The 19,753-nt window shown below is 45.7% G+C and carries 20 protein-coding genes; 12 read left to right on the top strand and 8 right to left on the bottom strand.

Translation table 11 applies throughout. From position 1 onward, the window contains the following. Positions 1-104 precede the first annotated feature (104 nt). From VDIS_RS07530 to VDIS_RS07520, 3 genes are all read right to left on the bottom strand, one after another. The gene (locus tag VDIS_RS07530; protein WP_013336640.1) at positions 105-671 is read right to left on the bottom strand and encodes an acetate uptake transporter; all 567 of its coding nucleotides are present in this window, start codon (positions 669-671) and stop codon (positions 105-107) included. 4 nt (positions 672-675) lie between these two features. Continuing rightward, positions 676-2,688 (bottom strand): acetate--CoA ligase, encoded by a 2,013-nt coding sequence (acs, locus tag VDIS_RS07525; RefSeq protein ID WP_013336639.1) that lies wholly within the window; start codon positions 2,686-2,688, stop codon positions 676-678. Between the two features lie 111 nt (positions 2,689-2,799). Continuing rightward, entirely contained in the window at positions 2,800-3,378 is a 579-nt protein-coding gene (locus VDIS_RS07520; RefSeq protein ID WP_013336638.1) for a hypothetical protein, read from the bottom strand. A gap of 141 nt (positions 3,379-3,519) precedes the next feature. Between VDIS_RS07520 and VDIS_RS07515 the strand changes: the two genes are divergently transcribed. Beyond that, entirely contained in the window at positions 3,520-3,759 is a 240-nt protein-coding gene (locus VDIS_RS07515) for a sulfurtransferase TusA family protein (RefSeq protein WP_013336637.1), read from the top strand. 48 nt (positions 3,760-3,807) lie between these two features. After that, entirely contained in the window at positions 3,808-6,330 is a 2,523-nt protein-coding gene (locus VDIS_RS07510; protein ID WP_013336636.1) for a M1 family metallopeptidase, read from the top strand. On the opposite strand, the gene VDIS_RS07505 is transcribed toward VDIS_RS07510, so the two are convergent. Next, positions 6,327-6,923, bottom strand: coding sequence for a class I SAM-dependent methyltransferase (locus tag VDIS_RS07505; protein ID WP_013336635.1), 597 nt, complete (start codon positions 6,921-6,923; stop codon positions 6,327-6,329). The two genes, VDIS_RS07510 and VDIS_RS07505, sit on opposite strands and share 4 nt — an antisense overlap. 93 nt (positions 6,924-7,016) lie before the next feature. On the opposite strand from VDIS_RS07505, the gene VDIS_RS07500 reads away from it, so the two are divergent. The 3 genes from VDIS_RS07500 to VDIS_RS07490 are packed head-to-tail and all read left to right on the top strand — an operon-like array spanning position 7,017 to position 9,190. Then, entirely contained in the window at positions 7,017-7,871 is an 855-nt protein-coding gene (locus VDIS_RS07500) for a DMT family transporter (protein ID WP_013336634.1), read from the top strand. Positions 7,872-7,927: 56 nt separating this feature from the next. Further along, complete coding sequence (rplX, locus tag VDIS_RS07495) at positions 7,928-8,413, top strand: 50S ribosomal protein L24 (RefSeq protein ID WP_013336633.1); 486 nt, start codon at positions 7,928-7,930, stop codon at positions 8,411-8,413. Between the two features lie 33 nt (positions 8,414-8,446). Next, the gene (locus VDIS_RS07490; RefSeq protein ID WP_013336632.1) at positions 8,447-9,190 is read left to right on the top strand and encodes a 30S ribosomal protein S4e; all 744 of its coding nucleotides are present in this window, start codon (positions 8,447-8,449) and stop codon (positions 9,188-9,190) included. Positions 9,191-9,193: 3 nt separating this feature from the next. Here the strand turns inward: VDIS_RS07490 and VDIS_RS07485 are convergent, their stop codons facing one another. Beyond that, on the bottom strand, positions 9,194-9,820 hold the full coding sequence (locus VDIS_RS07485; protein WP_245522475.1) for a 6-hydroxymethylpterin diphosphokinase MptE-like protein: 627 nt from the start codon (positions 9,818-9,820) through the stop codon (positions 9,194-9,196). Positions 9,821-9,879: 59 nt separating this feature from the next. Continuing rightward, a complete protein-coding gene (gene glyA / locus VDIS_RS07480; protein ID WP_013336630.1) occupies positions 9,880-11,172 on the bottom strand; it encodes a serine hydroxymethyltransferase in 1,293 nt (430 codons plus the stop codon). A 135-nt stretch (positions 11,173-11,307) separates the two neighbouring features. On the opposite strand from glyA, the gene VDIS_RS07475 reads away from it, so the two are divergent. Then, entirely contained in the window at positions 11,308-13,110 is a 1,803-nt protein-coding gene (locus tag VDIS_RS07475) for an ATP-dependent DNA ligase (protein ID WP_052885918.1), read from the top strand. A 4-nt stretch (positions 13,111-13,114) separates the two neighbouring features. On the opposite strand, the gene VDIS_RS07470 is transcribed toward VDIS_RS07475, so the two are convergent. Further along, a complete protein-coding gene (locus tag VDIS_RS07470) occupies positions 13,115-13,657 on the bottom strand; it encodes a hypothetical protein (protein WP_013336628.1) in 543 nt (180 codons plus the stop codon). Between the two features lie 64 nt (positions 13,658-13,721). Between VDIS_RS07470 and VDIS_RS07465 the strand changes: the two genes are divergently transcribed. The 5 genes from VDIS_RS07465 to VDIS_RS07445 all read left to right on the top strand — a co-directional run bounded on the left by VDIS_RS07465 (position 13,722) and on the right by VDIS_RS07445 (position 17,174). Next, a complete protein-coding gene (locus VDIS_RS07465) occupies positions 13,722-14,660 on the top strand; it encodes a carbohydrate kinase family protein (protein WP_013336627.1) in 939 nt (312 codons plus the stop codon). Positions 14,661-14,728: 68 nt separating this feature from the next. Continuing rightward, positions 14,729-15,073, top strand: a complete 345-nt coding sequence (locus tag VDIS_RS07460; protein WP_013336626.1) for a hypothetical protein — start codon at positions 14,729-14,731, stop codon at positions 15,071-15,073. 7 nt (positions 15,074-15,080) lie between these two features. Next, on the top strand, positions 15,081-15,761 hold the full coding sequence (locus VDIS_RS07455) for a nucleotidyltransferase family protein (RefSeq protein WP_013336625.1): 681 nt from the start codon (positions 15,081-15,083) through the stop codon (positions 15,759-15,761). Positions 15,762-15,825: 64 nt separating this feature from the next. Then, complete coding sequence (locus tag VDIS_RS07450; RefSeq protein ID WP_013336624.1) at positions 15,826-16,614, top strand: kinetochore Spc7 family protein; 789 nt, start codon at positions 15,826-15,828, stop codon at positions 16,612-16,614. Next, complete coding sequence (locus tag VDIS_RS07445) at positions 16,611-17,174, top strand: hypothetical protein (protein ID WP_013336623.1); 564 nt, start codon at positions 16,611-16,613, stop codon at positions 17,172-17,174. The genes VDIS_RS07450 and VDIS_RS07445 overlap by 4 nt, the downstream gene beginning before the upstream one ends. Positions 17,175-17,216: 42 nt before the next feature. Here the strand turns inward: VDIS_RS07445 and VDIS_RS07440 are convergent, their stop codons facing one another. Then, a complete protein-coding gene (locus tag VDIS_RS07440) occupies positions 17,217-18,173 on the bottom strand; it encodes a hypothetical protein (RefSeq protein ID WP_425358371.1) in 957 nt (318 codons plus the stop codon). A gap of 177 nt (positions 18,174-18,350) precedes the next feature. Between VDIS_RS07440 and VDIS_RS07435 the strand changes: the two genes are divergently transcribed. Continuing rightward, entirely contained in the window at positions 18,351-19,736 is a 1,386-nt protein-coding gene (locus VDIS_RS07435) for a cation diffusion facilitator family transporter (protein WP_245522474.1), read from the top strand. The last annotated feature ends 17 nt before the right edge of the window (positions 19,737-19,753 follow it).

The raw sequence follows: 19,753 nt of genomic DNA, 5'->3' as shown, positions 1-19,753 counted from the left end.
ACCATCTATTAATACTATGGTTTAGAGATAATTTAGTTAAAAGTTATTAAATATAAATGTACAAATGACTGTTTTAAATATAAATAGACTATAATTAACCTTATCTATGCCATTGCCGCCTTTGCCTTTATTGGCTGTGAGTTTAGTAACGGTGCTGGCCTATTAAATATCTCTTGATACACCATTGCGAATGCTGTGTACCAGGCTAGTAATGCTGTTATTATGCCGACGTAGCCGCCCACTATTGTTAAGCCTGCGGCGAGTAGGAAGAAGGTTAACCAAAGCGTTAGGAATACTAGCCATAGCGCCCAATTAAGCCTGAAGGTATATATCCAGAAAATGAATGTGAAAATCCCGAAAGCAGCCAGAACCGCGCTTATGGCGGCCGATGTAACGGAGATGGTGTGCATATCAAGGAGCAACACCGTTATGAAGTACCACTCCCAAAACGCGCCATATGTAAAGAACGCGGCATAGCCGAAGGTGTTTCCACTCCTCCATTCGTATAAACCCGCGACTATTTGAGCCAAACCTCCATAAAACGCCGCTAGGCCGACCACAACGTCTGAACCCGCGGTTATTATGTGTGCATTGAATAGACTTAGGACTAGCGTAGTTAATGCGAAGCCCGAGAGCCCAAGTGGTGCTGGGTTGGCCGCTTTCTCAGGCATTTACTCACCCTTGCTTACCAAGTTTTTCCAACTCAGCCTTAAACTCCTCGTAGGCCCTCTTAACCTCCTCAACACTAGCCTCGTCCTCAAGCGTCGTCACATCACCCAGTGGTTGGCCCGTGACCACGGCCTTAACGAGCCTCCTCATTATCTTGCCACTCCTGGTCTTTGGTAGTTTAGTCACGAAGAATATGTTCGATAATGTGGCTATTGGACCTACAAGCTCCCTAACTTTATTATTCAACTCAGCCTTCAACTGTTCAGAGGGCTGATAACCCTGTCTAAGGACCACGTAGGCCACTGGAACCTCACCCTTAACTTGGTCTGGTACGCCAACGACGGCGGCCTCAGCCACTGCCGGGTGTTGTATTAATGCTGACTCGAGTTCGTACGTGCCGAGCCTGTGTCCTGCAACCTTAATTACCTCATCAGCCCTACCGAGTATCCATAAGTAGCCGTCCTCATCTTTAACCGCGTAATCACCTGCGTAGAACATTCCAGGGAATTTACTCCAATAAGTCTTAACATACCTGTCTGGGTCCTTCCAAATTGTCAATAGCATACCTGGCCAGGGCCTCTTAATTACGAGGTAACCCCTCTGTCCTGGCTGTACCGGGTTACCATTATCATCAACGACGTCCGCATCGACGCCAGGTAATGGTGGTCCATTGGTACCTGGTTTAAGCGGTACCAGGGCGAGACCCGGTGCGTGGGATATTAGTATGCCCCCTGTCTCTGTCATCCACCAGGTGGAGCCAAAGGGCACCTTCTCCCTACCCGCCAACTTCCAAAGCCACCTCCAGGCCTCTGGGTTTATTGGCTCACCAACTGAGTGCATGAGCCTTATTGTACTGAGGTCGTGCTTCTTAACCCAGTCATCGCCAAACCTCATTAGTGTCCTTATACCCGTTGGGCTGGTGTACAGTATTGTAGCTCCGTACCTCTCCACAATCGCCCACCAACGGTCCGGGTTCGGGTAGTCAGGCGCACCCTCATACATTATAGTCGTCATGCCCTCAAGGAGCGGCCCAAATACTATGTAGCTATGCCCGGTTACCCAGCCAATGTCCGCAGTGCAGAAGTGGATGTCGTCCTCCCTGGCATCGAATACCCACTTCATGGTTGCGTGGAGTAGCACCATGTATCCGCCCGTGTCGTGAACAATACCCTTGGGCTTACCCGTAGTGCCTGACGTGTATAGTATATATAATGGGTGCTCACTCTCCACTGGCTCAGGCTCTACATAAGTATTCATTGGTACGTCACTCATTAACTCATGCCACCAGTAATCCCTACCCTTAACCATGTTAACGTCATTAAGACCAACCCTCCTGTAGACAATTACGTTCTTAACTGTAGGTGACTGCTCAAGGGCCTTATCAACAATGTCCTTGAGCCTAATTACCCTACCACGCCTATAACCGCCATCAGCCGTTATCACAAGCTTAGCCTCCGCATCATTAAGCCTATCAGCCAGGGCCTGCGCCGTGAATCCACTGAAGACCACTGTGAATATGACGCCGAGCCTTGCGGCTGCGAGCATTGCTATTGGGAGCTCGGGTATCATGGGTAGGTAAATGCCTATGGTATCACCCTTCTTAAGGCCGAACTTATTCTTAAGCACGTAGGCGAGCCTATTGACCTCGCGCCATAGGTCATAATACGTGAGTTTACGAACCTCAAGCGGATTACCATTTTGATCAACTGGCTCGCCCTCCCAAATAATGGCCACCTTATTCTTCCTACCACCCTTAACATGCCTATCCAGGGCTAGGTATGATGCGTTCAACTTACCACCGACAAACCACTTATAGAACGGGGGCTGTGGATCGGCGACAAGTACTTTGTCCCAGGGCTTAAACCACTCAAGCTCCCTGGCAACATTTGACCAAAAGGCCTCAATGTCCTTAAGACTCTCCTGATGAATTCTCCTGTACTCCTCAGGATCGACAGTCCTCTCCTTCCCAAGCTCGGGGATTATTTTCTCTTTAAAGGGTAGAGCCCATGTTACCGACATACAAAGCAATATTAAGCTATAGGGTTTTATAAGTTTTATCACATTATTATAAAAATATAAAACGATAGTATTCAGATATATAATTTAGTTATATTATAATTAGTACAAATATTACTGAATAGACCTTCTACTACTCAGTATGTGCTCCACCTGCCTCTCTATGTAATTCACCGTAAACCTCACACTATTGAATTTCTCATCAATCTCCTTAATCCTGGGCTTGATCTCCTCATTATAGATCCTCCAGGCCCTGGGCTGGAGCATACGTACTAATTGCGCGGTCCTGTACATAGCCACAATTTCGGTGGGCCTTAACTCCCAGGGAAGTCTCAACTCCTCTAGTCTCCTAACCCTGACATACTTAGCCTTACCCATCTCCACCGCATGTACGTGATGGGCGAATAGATGGAGAAGTGTGTTCATGTCAATTCTATAATTAATGAGTATTATTGATTCCTCAGGGAAGTACTTACCGGTAATTACCTGGCATTGTTGATTCTTATCCACGTACTCAATGCACTCATTCGTGGGATTCACCGTGGCTATTACCTTGGGCTTCTCGATATTCATGCTTTCCGACAAGTTCTCAAGGATTCCCTCAGCGCTGCTTTCAATATCCTCGAGGGGTTTTAGGATTGAATTCTCGATCTCCATAATCACCTGGTTAATAAAGTCCCTACCTGCGGACATGAACTTATAATTATTAATTCCGAGGCTTATAAATCCTCCTTAGGCTTATTACCTAAATGGATTAACGCCATGTGGCAGAGACCTATGCAAAAAATGCGCAGTGCATTATGCCTAAAGTATACCAATACTCATTGGTAACCTGTGAGGGTTGGCGAGTTAACAGTTGATTTAAGGGGTATTGGTTGCCCATACGGTAGTACACTGGCCATACAGAACTTCCGCGATGCGCCAGTGGGTTCTGTTATAACGTTCATACTCGATGACGAGGAGTGCTACCTAACATTAAAGAGACTATTCCCACTGCTTGGTCAGAGGGTCATTAAGACTGAGGAACAGAACAAGGTCTATAAATTATCGGTCCTCAAGGTAAGGTTCTTCTAACAAGGTAATTAAGGTAATACATATTAATTTTCGTTTAATCCCAACCATGTGTCCTTTGACAAGGCTGGCTACTTAATTGGTAGGAACTTCGTATACCCTGACTACAGGCCTCAATTTCCTAAACATTACGGCTACGCCCTAAAGCACTTAAGGGCCCAAATACGGGTTAAGACTAGCGAGAGGGCGATCGAGGGGTTAGCAGAGTACAGTATTGATGTGCCACCTGGCAGGGACTATATCGAGCTTGATGCGGCAGAGATGAAGATAATATCCGTTAAGGTGAATGGGCAGGACACAAAGTTTGAGTACGATGGCAGGGTACTCAGGGTATACATCAGTCCAGGGAATCACACAGTGCAGGTGAACTACGAAACGAAACCCAGGAAGGGCCTCTATTTCATATTGCCGGACGAGCATTACAGGGATAGAGTGCCCATGGTCTGGACACAGGGTGAGAGTGAGGATAATCATTACTGGATACCAATGCCCGATTACCCTAATGTTAAATTCACGAGCGAGTTATTAATAATAGTTCCGAAGACCTGGACCGCGGTTTCAAACGGCATTCTAGTGGAGACTAAGGATCTCGGTGATGAGGTACTGTGGCACTGGCGGTTAGACAAGCCCCACTCGGCGTATCTCGTAGCCTTTGCAGCCGGCGAGTTCGAGGTTGTTAGGGAGGATTGTGATGGGATAACCATTGAGCATTACGTGCCAAGAGGATTCGGCGATAGGGCTAGGTTTAGTTTCTATAGGACTTGCGACATGATAAGGTTTTACAGTGAGTACACGGGTGTTAGGTATCCATGGCCTAATTATAAGCATGTTGCCGTTAGTGAATTTATTTATGGCGGTATGGAGAACACAACGATAACCATAGTCACAGACACAACGCTACATGATGAACATGCCCATTGTCCCGGGTCTAGATTCCCATGCCCAGGTATGGAGGACTTCACGTCAGATGGCTTGGTAGCTCACGAACTCGCCCATCAGTGGTTTGGTGATTATGTGACGACTAAGGACTGGGCTAATATCTGGCTTAATGAGGCGTTCGCCACGTACTTCGAGGCGCTTTACACGGAGCGTGCCAAGGGACGTGATGAGTTCTTGTACGAGTTGTACCAAAACCTTAGGAGTTACCTCAATGAGTATGGCAATAGGTACGCGAGGCCGATAGTCACGAGGATGTATAAGGACCCTGAGGAGATGTTTGATAGGCATACATATGAGAAGGGAAGCCTTGTCCTTCACACACTCCGTAATTTACTCGGTGATGAAGTCTTCCAGAAGGGTATAAACCTATACTTAACACGGCATGCCCATGGTAATGCAGATACGGAGGACCTCAGGAAGGCGCTTGAGGAGGTTTCTGGGCAACCACTTGATTGGTTTTTCACGCAATTCGTTTACTCATCTGGCCACCCGGTCATTAAGTATTCCTGGAGTTACGACCCAGGCAATAAGTTCATTAAATTGAGTATTAGCCAGGCACAGGGCGATGACTCATACCCAATTTATAGGCTACCCCTTGAATTTGAGATTAAATACCCAAGCGGTAAGGTTGACCTACTTAGAATCGAACTAAATGAGAGAGAGGTCACGATATACGTACCAGCCAGCGAGAGGCCGCAGTACGTGTGCATAGATCCTCAGTTTAAGGTGGGTGTTAAGTCAGTGAGTAGTGATAAGGGTGTTGAGGAGGCCATCGCTGAGTTAGGTAGTGATAACATAATGTGCAGGTTAGAGGCTATTGATGCATTGGCGAGGGATGGTAGTGCCAGGGCTGTTGAGGGGTTAAGCAAGGCATTGATGAATGACCCATTCTGGGGCGTTAGAGCTGAGGCTGCCAGGGCACTCGGTAGAGTAGGTACGGATGACGCGCTCAAGGCGTTACTCAACGCATTGAATAATGAGAGACACCCGAGGGTTAGACAAGCCATTGCGGAGGCTTTGGGTAACTTTAAAGGTAATGGGGATGCAGCTAGAGTCCTTACATCAATCCTTGAAAACACATCCGAGAGTTACTACGTCAGGTCAAAGGCTGCTCAATCACTTGGTAAGTTGGGGATGATGGATTACGCAGGGGAACTCATTAAGGCCCTTAATTATCCAAGCCATAACCACGTAATAACCCAGGGCGCACTACAGGGACTTTCCGAGTTAGGCACTGATGAGGCCGTGGATACGCTCATTAAGTACACGGAGCTTGGTAAACCAACCCTCGTTAGGATGGTCGCAACCCAGTCCCTGGGTAAGTTCGTGGGTATTAGGAGGGTTTATGATAGGATTAGGGAGTTGCTTAAGGACCCGTATTACAGGGTTAGGTATGCCGCAGTGGCTGCCGTGGAGAGTTCCCTGGATCCAAGGTTCCTGGATGCGCTAGATGACTTGGCTAGTAGGGACTTGGATGGTCGTATTAGGCGTTATGCGAGGGATGTCGCCAGAAAGATTAGGGAGCAGATGCAGAGGGGCGTGGAGTATGCGAGGTTGAGGGAGGAGATTGAGAGGATTAGAGAGGAGCAGAGGAGGATTATGGATAGGCTAGGTAGGATGGAGGCGAAGGGCTAACCCATGACCTTGGCCACGTAGGCTATGTAATTACCTGACTTAGCCAATCTCTCCACAATGTCGTAATTACCGTATAAAATCTCCTCAAACCTCGACCTCAACTTCTTCGGTACAACAATTTGAAGGAGACCGCCAGGCTTTAAGTGGTTCTTAGCCTCAATTATCAATCTCCTATTTAAATCGAGACCCGCCGTTATTGGTGGATTCGAAATTATCGTATTAAACTTCTCGCCCTGAACCGCATTATATAAGTCGCTTAATCGGACCTCAGCATTACTTACCCTATTAATTTTAATGTTTATGGCTGCTAACTTAACCGCGAGTTTATTTATATCAACCATGACCACCCTACCCCTCGGCGCCAGTTTCGCCGCTACAATACCGAGAACGCCGTAACCACAGCCCATGTCGAGTATGTCCCAATCATTCATTATAACCATATTCTCAGCCAACAACCTAGTCCCTGCATCCACATCCTCGCTCGAGAAGACCCCAGGGGCTAACACGAAGGTCAATGGAAATCCCCTAATCACCGTATGGATTCTCCTAACCCTCATCTCCTTAAAGACGGGTTCCCTATCGTAATAATGCATTATACTCTAAAGATCCCCAGGAACAAGCCTTTTATCCCTTTCATTATTTCCAGGAAGAACGGTTTTTAAGCACACCATAACCCGGCATTGTTGATGAGAAAATCACTATTCATTAGTTACTTATTAATCTACGTATTCTCGGCATCATTTAATTACTTCTTCGTAAAATTCGGATTAAGATATGCAACGCCACTGGGTTACATGGCAATTAGGTACGCAATAGCCGGAGCCCTATTAGCTCTGGCTGCCGTATTAATTAACGGTAAATACTACATAATACTAAATAGGGACTTAGCTCTCCTGAGTTTATTTTCCTCATTAAGCACGGCGCTTTGGGCCTATGGACTGGTTTATATCGACCCAGGCTCGTCGGCCATATTTGGCTACACAATGCCCCTATTTGCAATACCACTATCGATCCTACTCATCCATGAAAAGCCAAGGACGCTCAATGTAATTGGCGCACTTATTGGGTTTGTTGGGGTTATTATTTATGGAGTCTCCTCAATAATTAGGGGCGTCTCGCTGATTGGGACATTACTTACTATGATAAACGCCATATTTTGGGCTCTGTACAGTATATACTTCAGAAAGTTGGGTAATAATGATGGCTTAATTGTAGTGTCTAACATGTTCATCGTCGGTTCAGCGATACTTACTGCGATGGGATTGCTAGTTGATGGTCTTAGGGAGTTCACCGGCATTGAGTGGGTGCCTGGGTTCATTGGTAATTTATTGGGTACATCCATAGTCGGTGGTGCAGTCCTATTCCTCGTCTGGTACTTGCTCGTTAATACAATTGGTGTTGCCAACTCGACGCCTTACATATTCACGGTACCTGCATTAACACTTACGCTTAACTACTTAATAATGGGTATTCAGCCAACCGTACCGGAGATCATAGGCTCTGTGATAATGTTTGTTGGCATTTACCTCGCCTCAACCTGACCGTAGCCCCTTGGTATATTAAAATTTTTAAGTAATTAGCTTAAGCGGGTTCTTGCATGGTCACATTAACAAGGTCTAAACAACCGAGGAAGCAGAGGAAGGCACTATTCAATGCGCCACTCCATGTTAGGCATAGGTTAATGACAGCTCGGCTTAGTGAGGATTTACAAAGGCAGTATGGCGTTAAGAGATTGCCGGTTAGGAAGGGCGATACCGTGCTCATACTGAGGGGTGATTTCAAGGGCGTTAGGGGTAAGGTGGTTGAGGTTGATTTAAGGAAGATGAGGATCTACGTGGAGAATGCAACCTTGAAGAAACCTAGTGGTGAAACCGTTTACTACCCAATACACCCATCAAAGGTAATGATTGTCGAGTTGGACACCAGCGATAAGAGGAGGCTGGAGGCGATTGAGAGGGCTAGGAAGCAGCGTGAGGAGTACTTAAAGAAGCTTGAGGAGGTTAAGGAGGCTAGGGCATTGAGGAAGCCTGAGGTAATCGTCGTTGGTGGTCAGGGCAGTGGCGGTGAACAGAAGCAGCAGTAAGCCTTTAAATGGGGTTCCCCACGGTGATGCCTAATGCCCAGTAGGCACTTAAGGCGTTACCAAGCGCCTGAGTGGTGGCCGATATCCACTAAGGAGGCTGTGTGGGTTGTTAGGCCAAGCCCTGGACCGCATCCATTGGCTAAGTCTTTACCACTGGCATTGCTTGTCAGGGATGTCCTTAGATACGCGAAGACGCTTAGGGAGGCTAGGTACGTCATTGGTAAGGGATTGATTAAGGTTGATGGTAAGGTTAGGAGGGATTATAAGTACCCAGTGGGTTTAATGGACGTTGTTGAGATTGTGCCAACTAATGAGGTTTACCGAATGGTTCCACACCCAACTAAGTTCCTGTGGCCAGTACTAATAAGCCAGGAGGAGGCTAGGTATAAGCTTTGCAGGATTGAGAATAAGACCATGGTTAAGGGCGGGCAAATACAGCTTAACCTGCATGATGGCAGGAACATACAATTACCCTATGAGGAGGGCAGTAAGTATGATACGCTTGATTCAGTGCTAATTGATATCGCCGAGAATAAGATCGTTGATTACGTGAAATTGGAACTAGGCTCGCTTGGATTAATCGTTGATGGAAAGAACGTGGGTTACTACGGAAAGATAACTGAGATAGTACAGACCTACAGGAAGAGAGAATCCACAGTAAAGATAATAACGAATGAGGGTAAGGAGGTCAGGACAATAGTGGATTACCTATTCGCAGTGGGTAAAGAAAAACCCCTAATAACAATCGCACCACAACAGTCAACTCAGTCTCAGTAATGTCTAAATAAGATTAATCATCGCGGCATTATTACTCACGGCCTTTCGCATAATCCTATTAATCAACGTCCTAGCAATCTCTAACTTCATTCTCTTAATCTCATCGTCTCTTTTCACGACCTTACCTGGATTAAAGCCGTAAATCCTAATCTCCTTAGCACCCATGTAGTAGGCTAGGTAAACGGCCCTATCACCATCGGTAAATCCAGGAACTAGCAATGAACAACCCCTAGGCCATACCTGAACCGTGGGTAATAACCTCCTAACTCTAGACGCGTACTTGGGATAATAGGCAATGTTGTCGCCATGTGCATGGCCAAGCACTAAACAATCACAGTTAATTACCTCCTCAGGGCTGAAGTCGAAGTCTGTGACAACGATATCGGGGCTTAATCCCCAATCACGAAGAAGCTTAACGGAGTACCCCTCAACGGCAATTAATAAACCATCATCACTGGGTTTCACTTCAGCTGGCGGCATTACTATGTTAACGACGTCCCACCTAAACTCTCTTAAATCGCCATCGTAGTTACAAAAGCTTGGTGCCAGCTCAGCTGCAAGGTAATCACCCCTAAAGTTCAACTGGGGGAGTAGTGCCATGTAGTAACTCCTAACTAATAACCATTCCATCGGGTCAAAAACAACACCGCCGCGCATGGTAATCTTAAGTCATAGAATTAATCGACTCATTACATTAACATGCTTATGTTAATATCAATGCCAATATCCCTCGGTGTTAAACCATACCTAACCTGGGTAAACTCCCTCCTAAACTCAATAACCTCCTTCCTAATGCTACTGGGGTCTTCCTTCCTTATGAGGACGCGCGCCATAAACTCCGCAATAACCCTCATTTCATCCTTACCCATGCCAAACCTAGTCATCTCCTGAACGCCAAGCCTAAGACCACTCGGATCCCTAAAGCCCCTATCCCAGGGGAGCGCATTCTTATTCACAATTATGTTCGCCTCCTCAAGTAATACTGCCGATTTACTGCCACCACCAACATTAGATACATCAATAAGTACCTGATGAGTCCTCGTGAACCCCTTATTCTCGGCAATGACCTTGAACCCCAATGCATGTAATTCCTCAGCCAATGCCCTTGCATTACTGACGACTTGCTCCGCGTAAGCCTTACCGAACTTCATCATTTCGATTGCCGTCACGGCAGTCGCGGCATACCTATGGTGATGGTAATTCGAGGTAAGCCCAGGAAACACCGCCCTTTGAATTACCTTAAATAAATCCTCCCTATTAGTGAAGACAACGCCGCCCTGGGGGCCTGGGAATGTTTTATGTGTTGATGATGTCATAACATCGGCGCCCAGGTCAAGTGGGTTCGGGAATGCCCCACCAGCGATTAAGCCAAGTACGTGGGCCGAATCGTGAAGCAGCACCGCATTGACCTCATGAGCAGCCTCAAGGAGCTCCTTAACGGGGTGTGGAAATAGATATACAGAACCGCCGAGTATAATGATCTTCGGTTTAACTTCCCTAATTAACTTAATACTTTCATCAACATCAACATTAAACTCATTATTATCCCAGGGCAGATCTACAACCTTCAACTTGAGAATTCCAGGTGCACCCGTTGTTTTATGGCTTATGTGACCCCCTGAGTTAAGTGGTACTGACATTATCGTATCACCAGGCTGCGTCAACGCCGCATAGACCGCTGCATTGGCTATGGTGCCTGAAATGGGTCTGACATCTACAAATTTCGCGTGAAACAGCTCACCCATTAAGTTTGCAAGGAGACCCTCAAGCTTATCGATGTACTTAGTTCCTTGATAATACCTACTGCCTAGCGTACCCTCGGCGTACCTGCCCTCCATATCATTTAGGTAAATATACTCAGCCAATGGCGACATCACATTCTCGCTAGGTATGAGGTTTATCGTCTCTAACCTACGCCATTTATTATGCGTTTTCACTATATTTAATACATCGTTTAATACTGAGTCCGGGTCTAATGGCATTTACTAAGGTTTAACGATAATCTATTAAAGCTTTAATGCCCTATCTAACCAACCTTATTCTTAGGGTATTACGGAGCGGTGGTTTAATTAATCTCTTATAGAGTGTGTAAGTTGATGTCCACAGGCAGTAATGACATTAAGTTCATCGATGTGGTGAAGGCGCTTGAGAGTATTGAGGCAACTACCCAGAGGACTGTCATGGCTAAGCTACTCTCATCACTCCTTAAGAAGACCCCACCTAACGTTATTGATAAGGTAATTTACTTCATACTCGGTCAATTAAGGCCTGACTGGGAGGGCGTAGAACTCGGTGTTGCTGAGAAGCTCACCTTCAGGGCTATCGCCAACGCCACTGGAGCGCCCATTAAGCAGATTGAGGACCTCTATAAGAGGCTTGGGGATGTTGGTGAGACCGCCAGGAGGATAATGAGTAGTAAGCCGCAGCAGGGTGGTGGTAAGTCAATACTTGAGTTCTTTGGTGGTGGGGGTGGCGAGGAGTTGACAATGGGTAAGGTTTATGATACGTTGATGTCGATAGCCAGGGCGAGTGGTGAGGGTGCCCAGGATACGAAGGTTAAACTCCTCACGTACTTATTCTCAAGGGCTAAGCCTGAGGAGGCTAAGTACATTGCCAGGTTTGTGATCGGTAGGTTGAGGCTTGGCGTCGCTGACATGACGATTCTCGATGCTTTGTCGGATGCGTATAAGGTGCCCAGGGAGGCCCTTGAGAGGGCCTATCACATTTACCCAGACCTTGGTTATATAGCTAAGATGGTCGCTCAGGAGGGTCAGAACGCCCTAGCTAAGATCCACGTGACACCTGGCGTACCAATACAACCAATGCTCGCTGAAAGGTTGAGTACATCTACGGAGATTCTGGCCAAATTGGGGGGTGTTGCTATGGTTGAGTATAAGTATGATGGGGAGAGGGCCCAAATACATAAGACGAGGGATGGGGAGATTAGGATTTTCAGCAGGAGGCTTGAGAATATAACGCATGCCTACCCGGACGTTGCTGAGTATGTTAAGGAGGCCATTGATGCCAAGGAGTACATAGTGGAGGGTGAGATAGTAGCCATTGACCCGGACACGGGCGAGTTTAGGCCCTTCCAGGAGTTGATGCATAGGAAGAGGAAGCATGATATTAAGGAGGCGATGAAGGAATATCCGGTTAACATATTCCTGTTTGATATCATGTATATTGATGGCCAGGACTTAACAAACCTGCCGCTCATTGATAGGAAGAGGAAGTTGTTAGAGGTTCTTAAGCCCAGTGAGTATGTTCACTTGGCAACGTGGAGGATAATAAATGATGCAGAGGAGCTTGATAAATTCTTCCATGAGGCAATAAGCGATGGTTGTGAGGGGGTCATGTGCAAGTCCATTAAGGCTGACTCGATATATGAAATGGGGGCCAGGGGTTGGCTCTGGATTAAGTATAAGCGTGATTATAGGAGTGAGTTAACGGATACACTTGACCTGGTGGTCGTTGGTGCCTTCTGGGGTCGTGGTAAGAGGGCGGGCACGTACGGCGCACTACTCATTGCTGCCTATGATCCTAAGACGGACCAGTTCTACACTGTGAGTAAGGTTGGTAGTGGATTTACTGATGAGGATCTCGTGAAGCTAAAGCAGATGCTTGATCCATATAGGATACCGCATAAGCATCCAAGGGTTGTCTCCAAGATGGAGCCTGACGTGTGGTTTGTACCAGCCGTGGTCCTTGAAATAATTGGCGCGGAAATAACCCTAAGCCCACTCCACACCTGTTGTATGGGCGCTATTAGACCTGGCGTTGGACTAGCCATTAGGTTCCCAAGGTTCACTGGACGTTACAGGACCGATAAATCGCCTGAGCAGGCCACAACGGTTGATGAGATACTCGAGATGTATAAGGAGCAGAAGAAGGTAAAGATTGAGGAGGGCGCTAACCCATAACCGTTTACTCACCACCCTCCTCCTTCAGGACCCTTTCTAGCATCCACCTTGCCGCCCTAATTATTTCCCTAAGCCTCTCATCACTCCTATAATTCTTAATGACTATACCGACTACATTATCACCATCAAGCCTAACCTCATAACTGAAGGCCTCCTCACGCCTTAATTGACCGTCCTTAACCAACTTGTCATCCTCCTGCTTAAAGCCCTCAAGTATCTTATCCCTGAAGAACCTCCTGAATGCCGTGTTATCCTTATTGAAGGGCTTTATCGGCTTAATACTCATCCCATTCTCGTAAATCTCAACTGTACCCAGCAACTCGTTACCAACCCTTGACCTAATCTCCCTAGTCTCAACCAGCCTGCCCAGGTCCTGTGGTTTGCTTATCAATTCCGTAGCCGGAACTATAGACTGCGACTTAATTATACTATCAATGACACTCTTAACCTCATTCAATAGATCAAGCTCCTCCTGAAGCTCCTTAATCCTACTGTCCAGCCTATCCCTAAGCTCAAGCAACCTCTTTACATCTACCGCATTATCCACGGTTAAGAATTAATAAGCCCAGTTAATAAAGCTACGCGTGAAGAAACAAGCGGTAGTACTGTCAATGGGTAACCTGAACTTAGATATTTACGTTAAGACCGACACAATACCAAGGCCTGATGAATCAATTGATGCGTATGAGACATACATGGGCGGTGGGGGCTCCGCGGCTAATTTCTCCGTGGCGGTTGCCAGGCTTGGGCTTGGCTCTAGGTTCCTTGGGTCTGTGGGTAATGACCAATTCGGTGATATGCTAATTAAGGAACTTGAGTCAGAGGGTGTTGATACTAGGTTCATAAAGCGCATTAGCCATGAAAAGACAGGTACGGTGATAGTGATTGTGGGTCTCGATGGCTCCAAGCGAATGATTAGGTATCCAGGGGCTAACCTTGGATTAACACCCAATGACATTACCAGTGATGTCATGAATGGCATCTCGCACGTCCACGTGGCCCTCGGTAGGACCGAGATTATCGAGACGGCAAAACGTATCGCAAAGTCCATGGGACTAACAATCTCGGTTGATGGTGGTACGCCATTGGCTAGGAAGGGACTTGACGTTATTAGGGATGTTATGAATGACGTTGATATTTGGTTCATGAACAGCTTTGAGGCAAAGGAACTAGGCCACTCAGAGAATGTTGTTAGGGCCGCCGAGAACATAGCGAGTAGGGTTAGGGTTAGGGAGTTGATAGTTACGCTTGGTCCACGTGGAGCATTACTTCTTAGGGATGGTGAGGTTAAGTACTCCGATGCGTTTAAGGTTCCACCTGTGGATACCACAGGTGCTGGTGATACCTTTGCCGCGGCTTACGTAGTCGCATCCGTACTGGACCTTGACCCAATAGATAAGCTCATTTTTGCTAATGCAACGGCATCGCTCAAGGTCACCAGAAGGGGCGCTAGATCATCGCCTAAGTTGAATGAGGTAATTGATTTCCTTGAATCCCTTGGTTACGCCAAGTTAGCCAATGAAATACTGAGTAGGCTTGGTTATTCCTAAGTTATTTAGTAATGGAAAAAACTTATATATGTAGTGACTACACTGTGTATAGGAGTTAGGGGATTACCGTGTCTAAGGTTAATGTCAACGTACAGGTTAAGGCTAAGTATTGCGACGGTACCTGGTGCAATTTCCAATACTTCAGGTGCGCCAAGAAAGCACTGAAGATCGTAAGGCAGGGTAATAGAACGATCACCCAGTGCACCTTGTTTGGTGGGCCCTGCATTGGCTATAAGTGTCAGTACGCTGTCTGTGAGGCTCATGTAATGGCCCCTGATGGTAGATGCCTTCTCGACCTAAGGAACATGGAGACTAAGGAGAGGGATATAGTTGAGGAGGCAAAGAAGCTTGATAAGCAGGCCTCAGTAATCAATAGGCATTTGAAGAAGCTTGGATTTAAGGATTACATGTAGACCGTGAATGATTAAGGTAGTGATTCTAACGGCAGGGCTTGGCGAAAGACTTAGACCACTTACTTACCTGGTTCCTAAGCCCTACCTTCCACTTCGTGATGGTTTAATAATTGAATATATATTGAATTGGGTTAAATCACAGGGCTTTAAATACGATGATGTCATTATAGTGACTGCGTATATGGCTGATAAGGTAATTTCATTACTAGGTAATTTAATATCTGGCGTTAAGTTCGTTATTGCTGATCAATTACTAGGTACTGCGGGGCAGTTGTGGTATGTGAGGGATTTTATTTATGATAACGATGATGTTATCATAATCAACGGTGATGTACTAACCGATGTGCCTTTAGCAAAGGCGCTTGATTATCATAGATCAAGTAATGCTGATGTAACCATAATCTCGATTAGATACAGATTAACCGCTAGATATGGCGTGCTTGATGTCAGCCCAAGTGGTGAATTCAGGGGTTGGCTTGAGAAGCCTACGATTACCTTACCGATAGTCACCGGCATATACATAATGAAGGGCTCATTAATTAAGAGGCTGAGTAAGGAACGGCTTGATATGAATAAGTACGTTGAGTATTTACGGCAGAGTGGTATGAGGATTATGGTTTTCCTAACTGACGGTAATTACGTAGACCTCGGCGTGCCTCAGGACTATCTTAATTCATTAGTAACATGACCATTCCTTCATAAATCATTCAACGCAACATATATAAACAATTAAAATACAGGGATTATTAATAATGTCTAGGGCTGTTTGTCCAGGACTTGAAAGGACAGCAAGTGGTTACGTGTGTACATACGCACAGAGACCTATTAACCCATTCCAATGGTACTGCTTTGGTGATTATTTCGAATGCCCAATATATGTCCAGTACATGAAAACTAGAGGCGCCCAGGTAAAGGCTGAGACTAAGCCCTCGCAGACGGTTCAACCATTACAACAGCAGGCCCAGCAACAACCTCAGCAGGTGGTTATTGCAGCACCAGTTGCTACAACTGCCGTACGTGTTGAGGCTGCTGGCGATGCCGAGGATGAGTTGATTAGGAGTAGTGAATCTATAATATCTAGGTTTGAGGGTAATGCTAAGACACTTAATGATAAGTGGAAGGATTATGAGAATTCCGTACAGTCAACAAGACAGAATTGGGAGGTTGAGAAGGCTAAGTTGAGGAGGTATATGGTCATTCTTGAGAGGATTCGTAATAAGTATAGTGAAGATCTTAAGGAGGTTGAGCTTAGGAGGAGTATGGGACTCATTAGTGACGACACATATAATAAGCTTAAGGATAGTATTCAGAAGAAGCTTGATAAGATCGGTGATAAGCTTAAAGAATTGAATGCCAGATACCAGGAGGTTGAATCAACAATTAACCAGCATTATAAGAGACTACTGATGACCACAGTAACGCCGGAAATTAGCAAGCTTAAGCTATCGCTGGCAAAGCTTGAGGAGATGTACAGGGATGGTAAGATTAGTAAGGAGGTTTATGAGAAGTTAAAGGCTGAGATTGAGAGGGTGATATCATGAGTGAGGAGATGCTGAAAATATACGAGGAGTTACTAAAGCAGATTAATAAGACGTATGATAACTATACTGAACAAATAAAACGACTAAACAACATGTGGTCTGATTATAAGACAGCGGTTAGTAATGTTAAGAGGAATTGGGACGTCGATAACATACTCCTGGCGCTTAGGATTAATGAGCTCAAGGCTAGTATTGATTCGATACGTGAGGAGCTTGACATGCTTAAGGTTAAGAAGGAGCTTGGTCTAATAGATGATGATGAGTACTCCAAGTCCTCGGCCGAGTTGACGGATACTCTAACGAAGCTAACAAACATGTACGATGAGGCCAAGTCAAAGATTGATGAGGTTGATAAGGGTATTAAGGAACATTGGTTTAGGTCCATGGATGTAACGTCATTAACCACGGATCAAGTCGATGGCATGATAAAGGAGCTTGAGGATAGTAAAGCTAGGGGTGAAATACCTGATGATGTGTACAGCAGGGTTAAGGCGGATCTAGAACTCGTGAAGAGGGTTGTTCAGGCCCTAACGCTAATTAAGACTGAGTCAAAGTCCTAGTCGACTTATTCAGGGCTTAAAACAATAAATTAATTTACCTGTTCATGTAGAAGAATTTAACTTATGTATTTTAACGGCCTCCCTATATGACTTAATTATGCCGTATAGCCCTATTATGCCGACCACGGAAATCACAAGTAGAAAGCCTATGTCTATCGCGTCCAGGTTTGGTATTGGTATTCCCGTGCTTATCGCCCAGGAATCTATTTGAGGCAGGAAGATTATTAATAGGCCGACTAATGCAAACACGATACCCCCGTAATAAAGCGTTATTCCGGCGGTCTTCCTACCGACGTACTTAACCTCCTCCTCAGTGAATTTCCTAGCCCTTAATAACCCACCAAAGATTGCACCGAGTATTACCTGCATTATCATGGTACCAATCCCAAACATCAGGCCGGGCAATGGTGCATACCAAATGCTAGGCATTTGTGGAGCCAGTACAAACGTTATTACTGATGCGTATGCGCCAAATCCGAACCCAGCTATTAGCCCGTGCACGATAGTCATCTTTATGGGAACTTCCCTTGGATGAGCTTCATGAAGTGGTACTCTCTTGGCCTCATTTGTGTGGTGTTGATGACCGCCAAGTAATACGTCAATCGGTAAGTGTATGTACTTACCCCTTAATATGTATGAGCCGGCTATCGCCATAACCAGCCCAACCACAAAATAAACTGGACCATCTAGGTTATACTTCATGTAGAAGTAGGCGAGCCCTATGTAACCCAGTGTTGTTAGGAATGCCCTCTGTATTGTGAAGCCGAGGGAAAATAGGAAACCTGCCTTCATGCCTCCCTTTGTGCTGTACTCACCAACTGCATAACTGAAGGTTATCGGCCATGTGTGCTCGTCAGGCGTTATTCCATGGAGCATCCCTAGGAATAGGGATACTATTAGTATTTCAGTTATCGTTAACTGCCTTGGCGGATTTAGTAGGAAGTTTATGTTGAATATCCCCAGCCCAAGTATCACCATGGCTAGCGTGAGCAATATCATGTTTATTGATTGTATTAGGCCCGTTACTGTTCTCGTTATCATTAGGGTTACCCTAAAGTTGGGGTTAATAAACCCTTCTCCTGAAGTTAGCTTTATAAACTGATATCGAATTAGTTATCGAATTAGAGCATGCATAAAGATAGGTTAATTAGTGATTCACAGGATAGTGAGGTAAGCATGAGAAGCCTTTACACATATATGAGTAACGAGAAGACGAGAGTTGCATTATTTTCATTGTTAGCGTCAGTGTTAATAACGGTCATGAACATCACGGCATGGCTACTTACGAACTCCCTTGCAGTTCTTGCCGAGTCAATGCACACGTTTCTCGATATCCTCGTAACAACAATCACGTTAATAGCCGTTAGTGTCGGTTCTAAACCACCTGATAAGGAACACCCGTTTGGTCATGGTAAGGCTGAGAGCATTGGCGGGCTCTTTGGTTCCTTATTCATAATCGTGGCTGGCATACTCATTGGTTATGAGAGCGCCGAGCGCATAATGATGAGGACGCCATTTACTCCAGATATGGTGGCTATAATCGTTATGGCGATAGCAATAGCTATTGACGTAAATAGATCAAGGGCATTAAGGAGGGCGGCAGTTAAGTGGAACAGCAGAGCCCTTGAGGCTGACTCCTACCACTTCCTGAGTGATGTTGCTATTGAGACCTCCGTCATTGCCCTTATGATCATCGGATTATTAATGGAGAGACTAAGTATTGGGTTATTTGATGAGTGGGGTGCATTGCTTGACTCTTTAATTGCCTTTGCCATAGTCATCTACTTCTCGGTAATTGGCGCACGTATAATGAGAACATCAATTGACGAACTAATGGATAAGACATCTGAGGAGCTCATCAGAAGAGTCGCTAATGTCACTAAGTCAGTACAGGGCGTTGTCTCCGTGAAGGACATTAAGGCTAGGAGGATTGGTTCAATGGCGCATATAGAGGTAACGATAGGGGTGTCCGACCACCTAAGTATTGCTGAGGCCCATAATATTGCTGATAATGTGGAATCTGCAATAAAACGTGAGGTTGGTCCATCAATAGTCATGGTTCACGTAGAACCCGAGCTTCGTGAAAGGGTAGAAAGGGCTCTCGCTAGTGTTAGGAACCCGTTAATCACCAATATCCACGAGTTAAACATATTGGAGTCGCAAAATGGCGTAGTAGTCAGTATGCACATGGTCGTTAGGAGCGACGCTAAGTTAAGCGATATTAATAAGGCTGTAAATGAAGTAGAAAGTAAGGTAAAGCAGGAAATACCCAATGCCCTGGTTTGGATTCATCTAGAGCCTGATAAAAGGGCCATAAATATTGATGAGGTAAGGAAGGCCGTTAATGCCGTTTGCTCTAAGTATGGTGGCCGTGTTGGTGATATTAATATTGTTGAGGCTGGGGGTATAAGTGCCATGCGAATCCTGGTATATCTGCCGCAAAGCATGAGTGTTACTGAGGCTCATAATGTCGCCACTGAAATAGAGAGCGAGATAGCGAAGGTCTATAGCATGCCTTATCACGTAGTAGTCTCGGTATTACCTGACACCAAAACCTTATAACCCATTGCCTGAGTCAT

The sequence above is a fragment of the Vulcanisaeta distributa DSM 14429 genome (assembly GCF_000148385.1).
Lineage (GTDB): Archaea > Thermoproteota > Thermoprotei > Thermoproteales > Thermocladiaceae > Vulcanisaeta > Vulcanisaeta distributa.
Note: the sequence above shows the minus strand (reverse complement) of the source record. Positions and strands in the feature narration are given on the sequence as shown.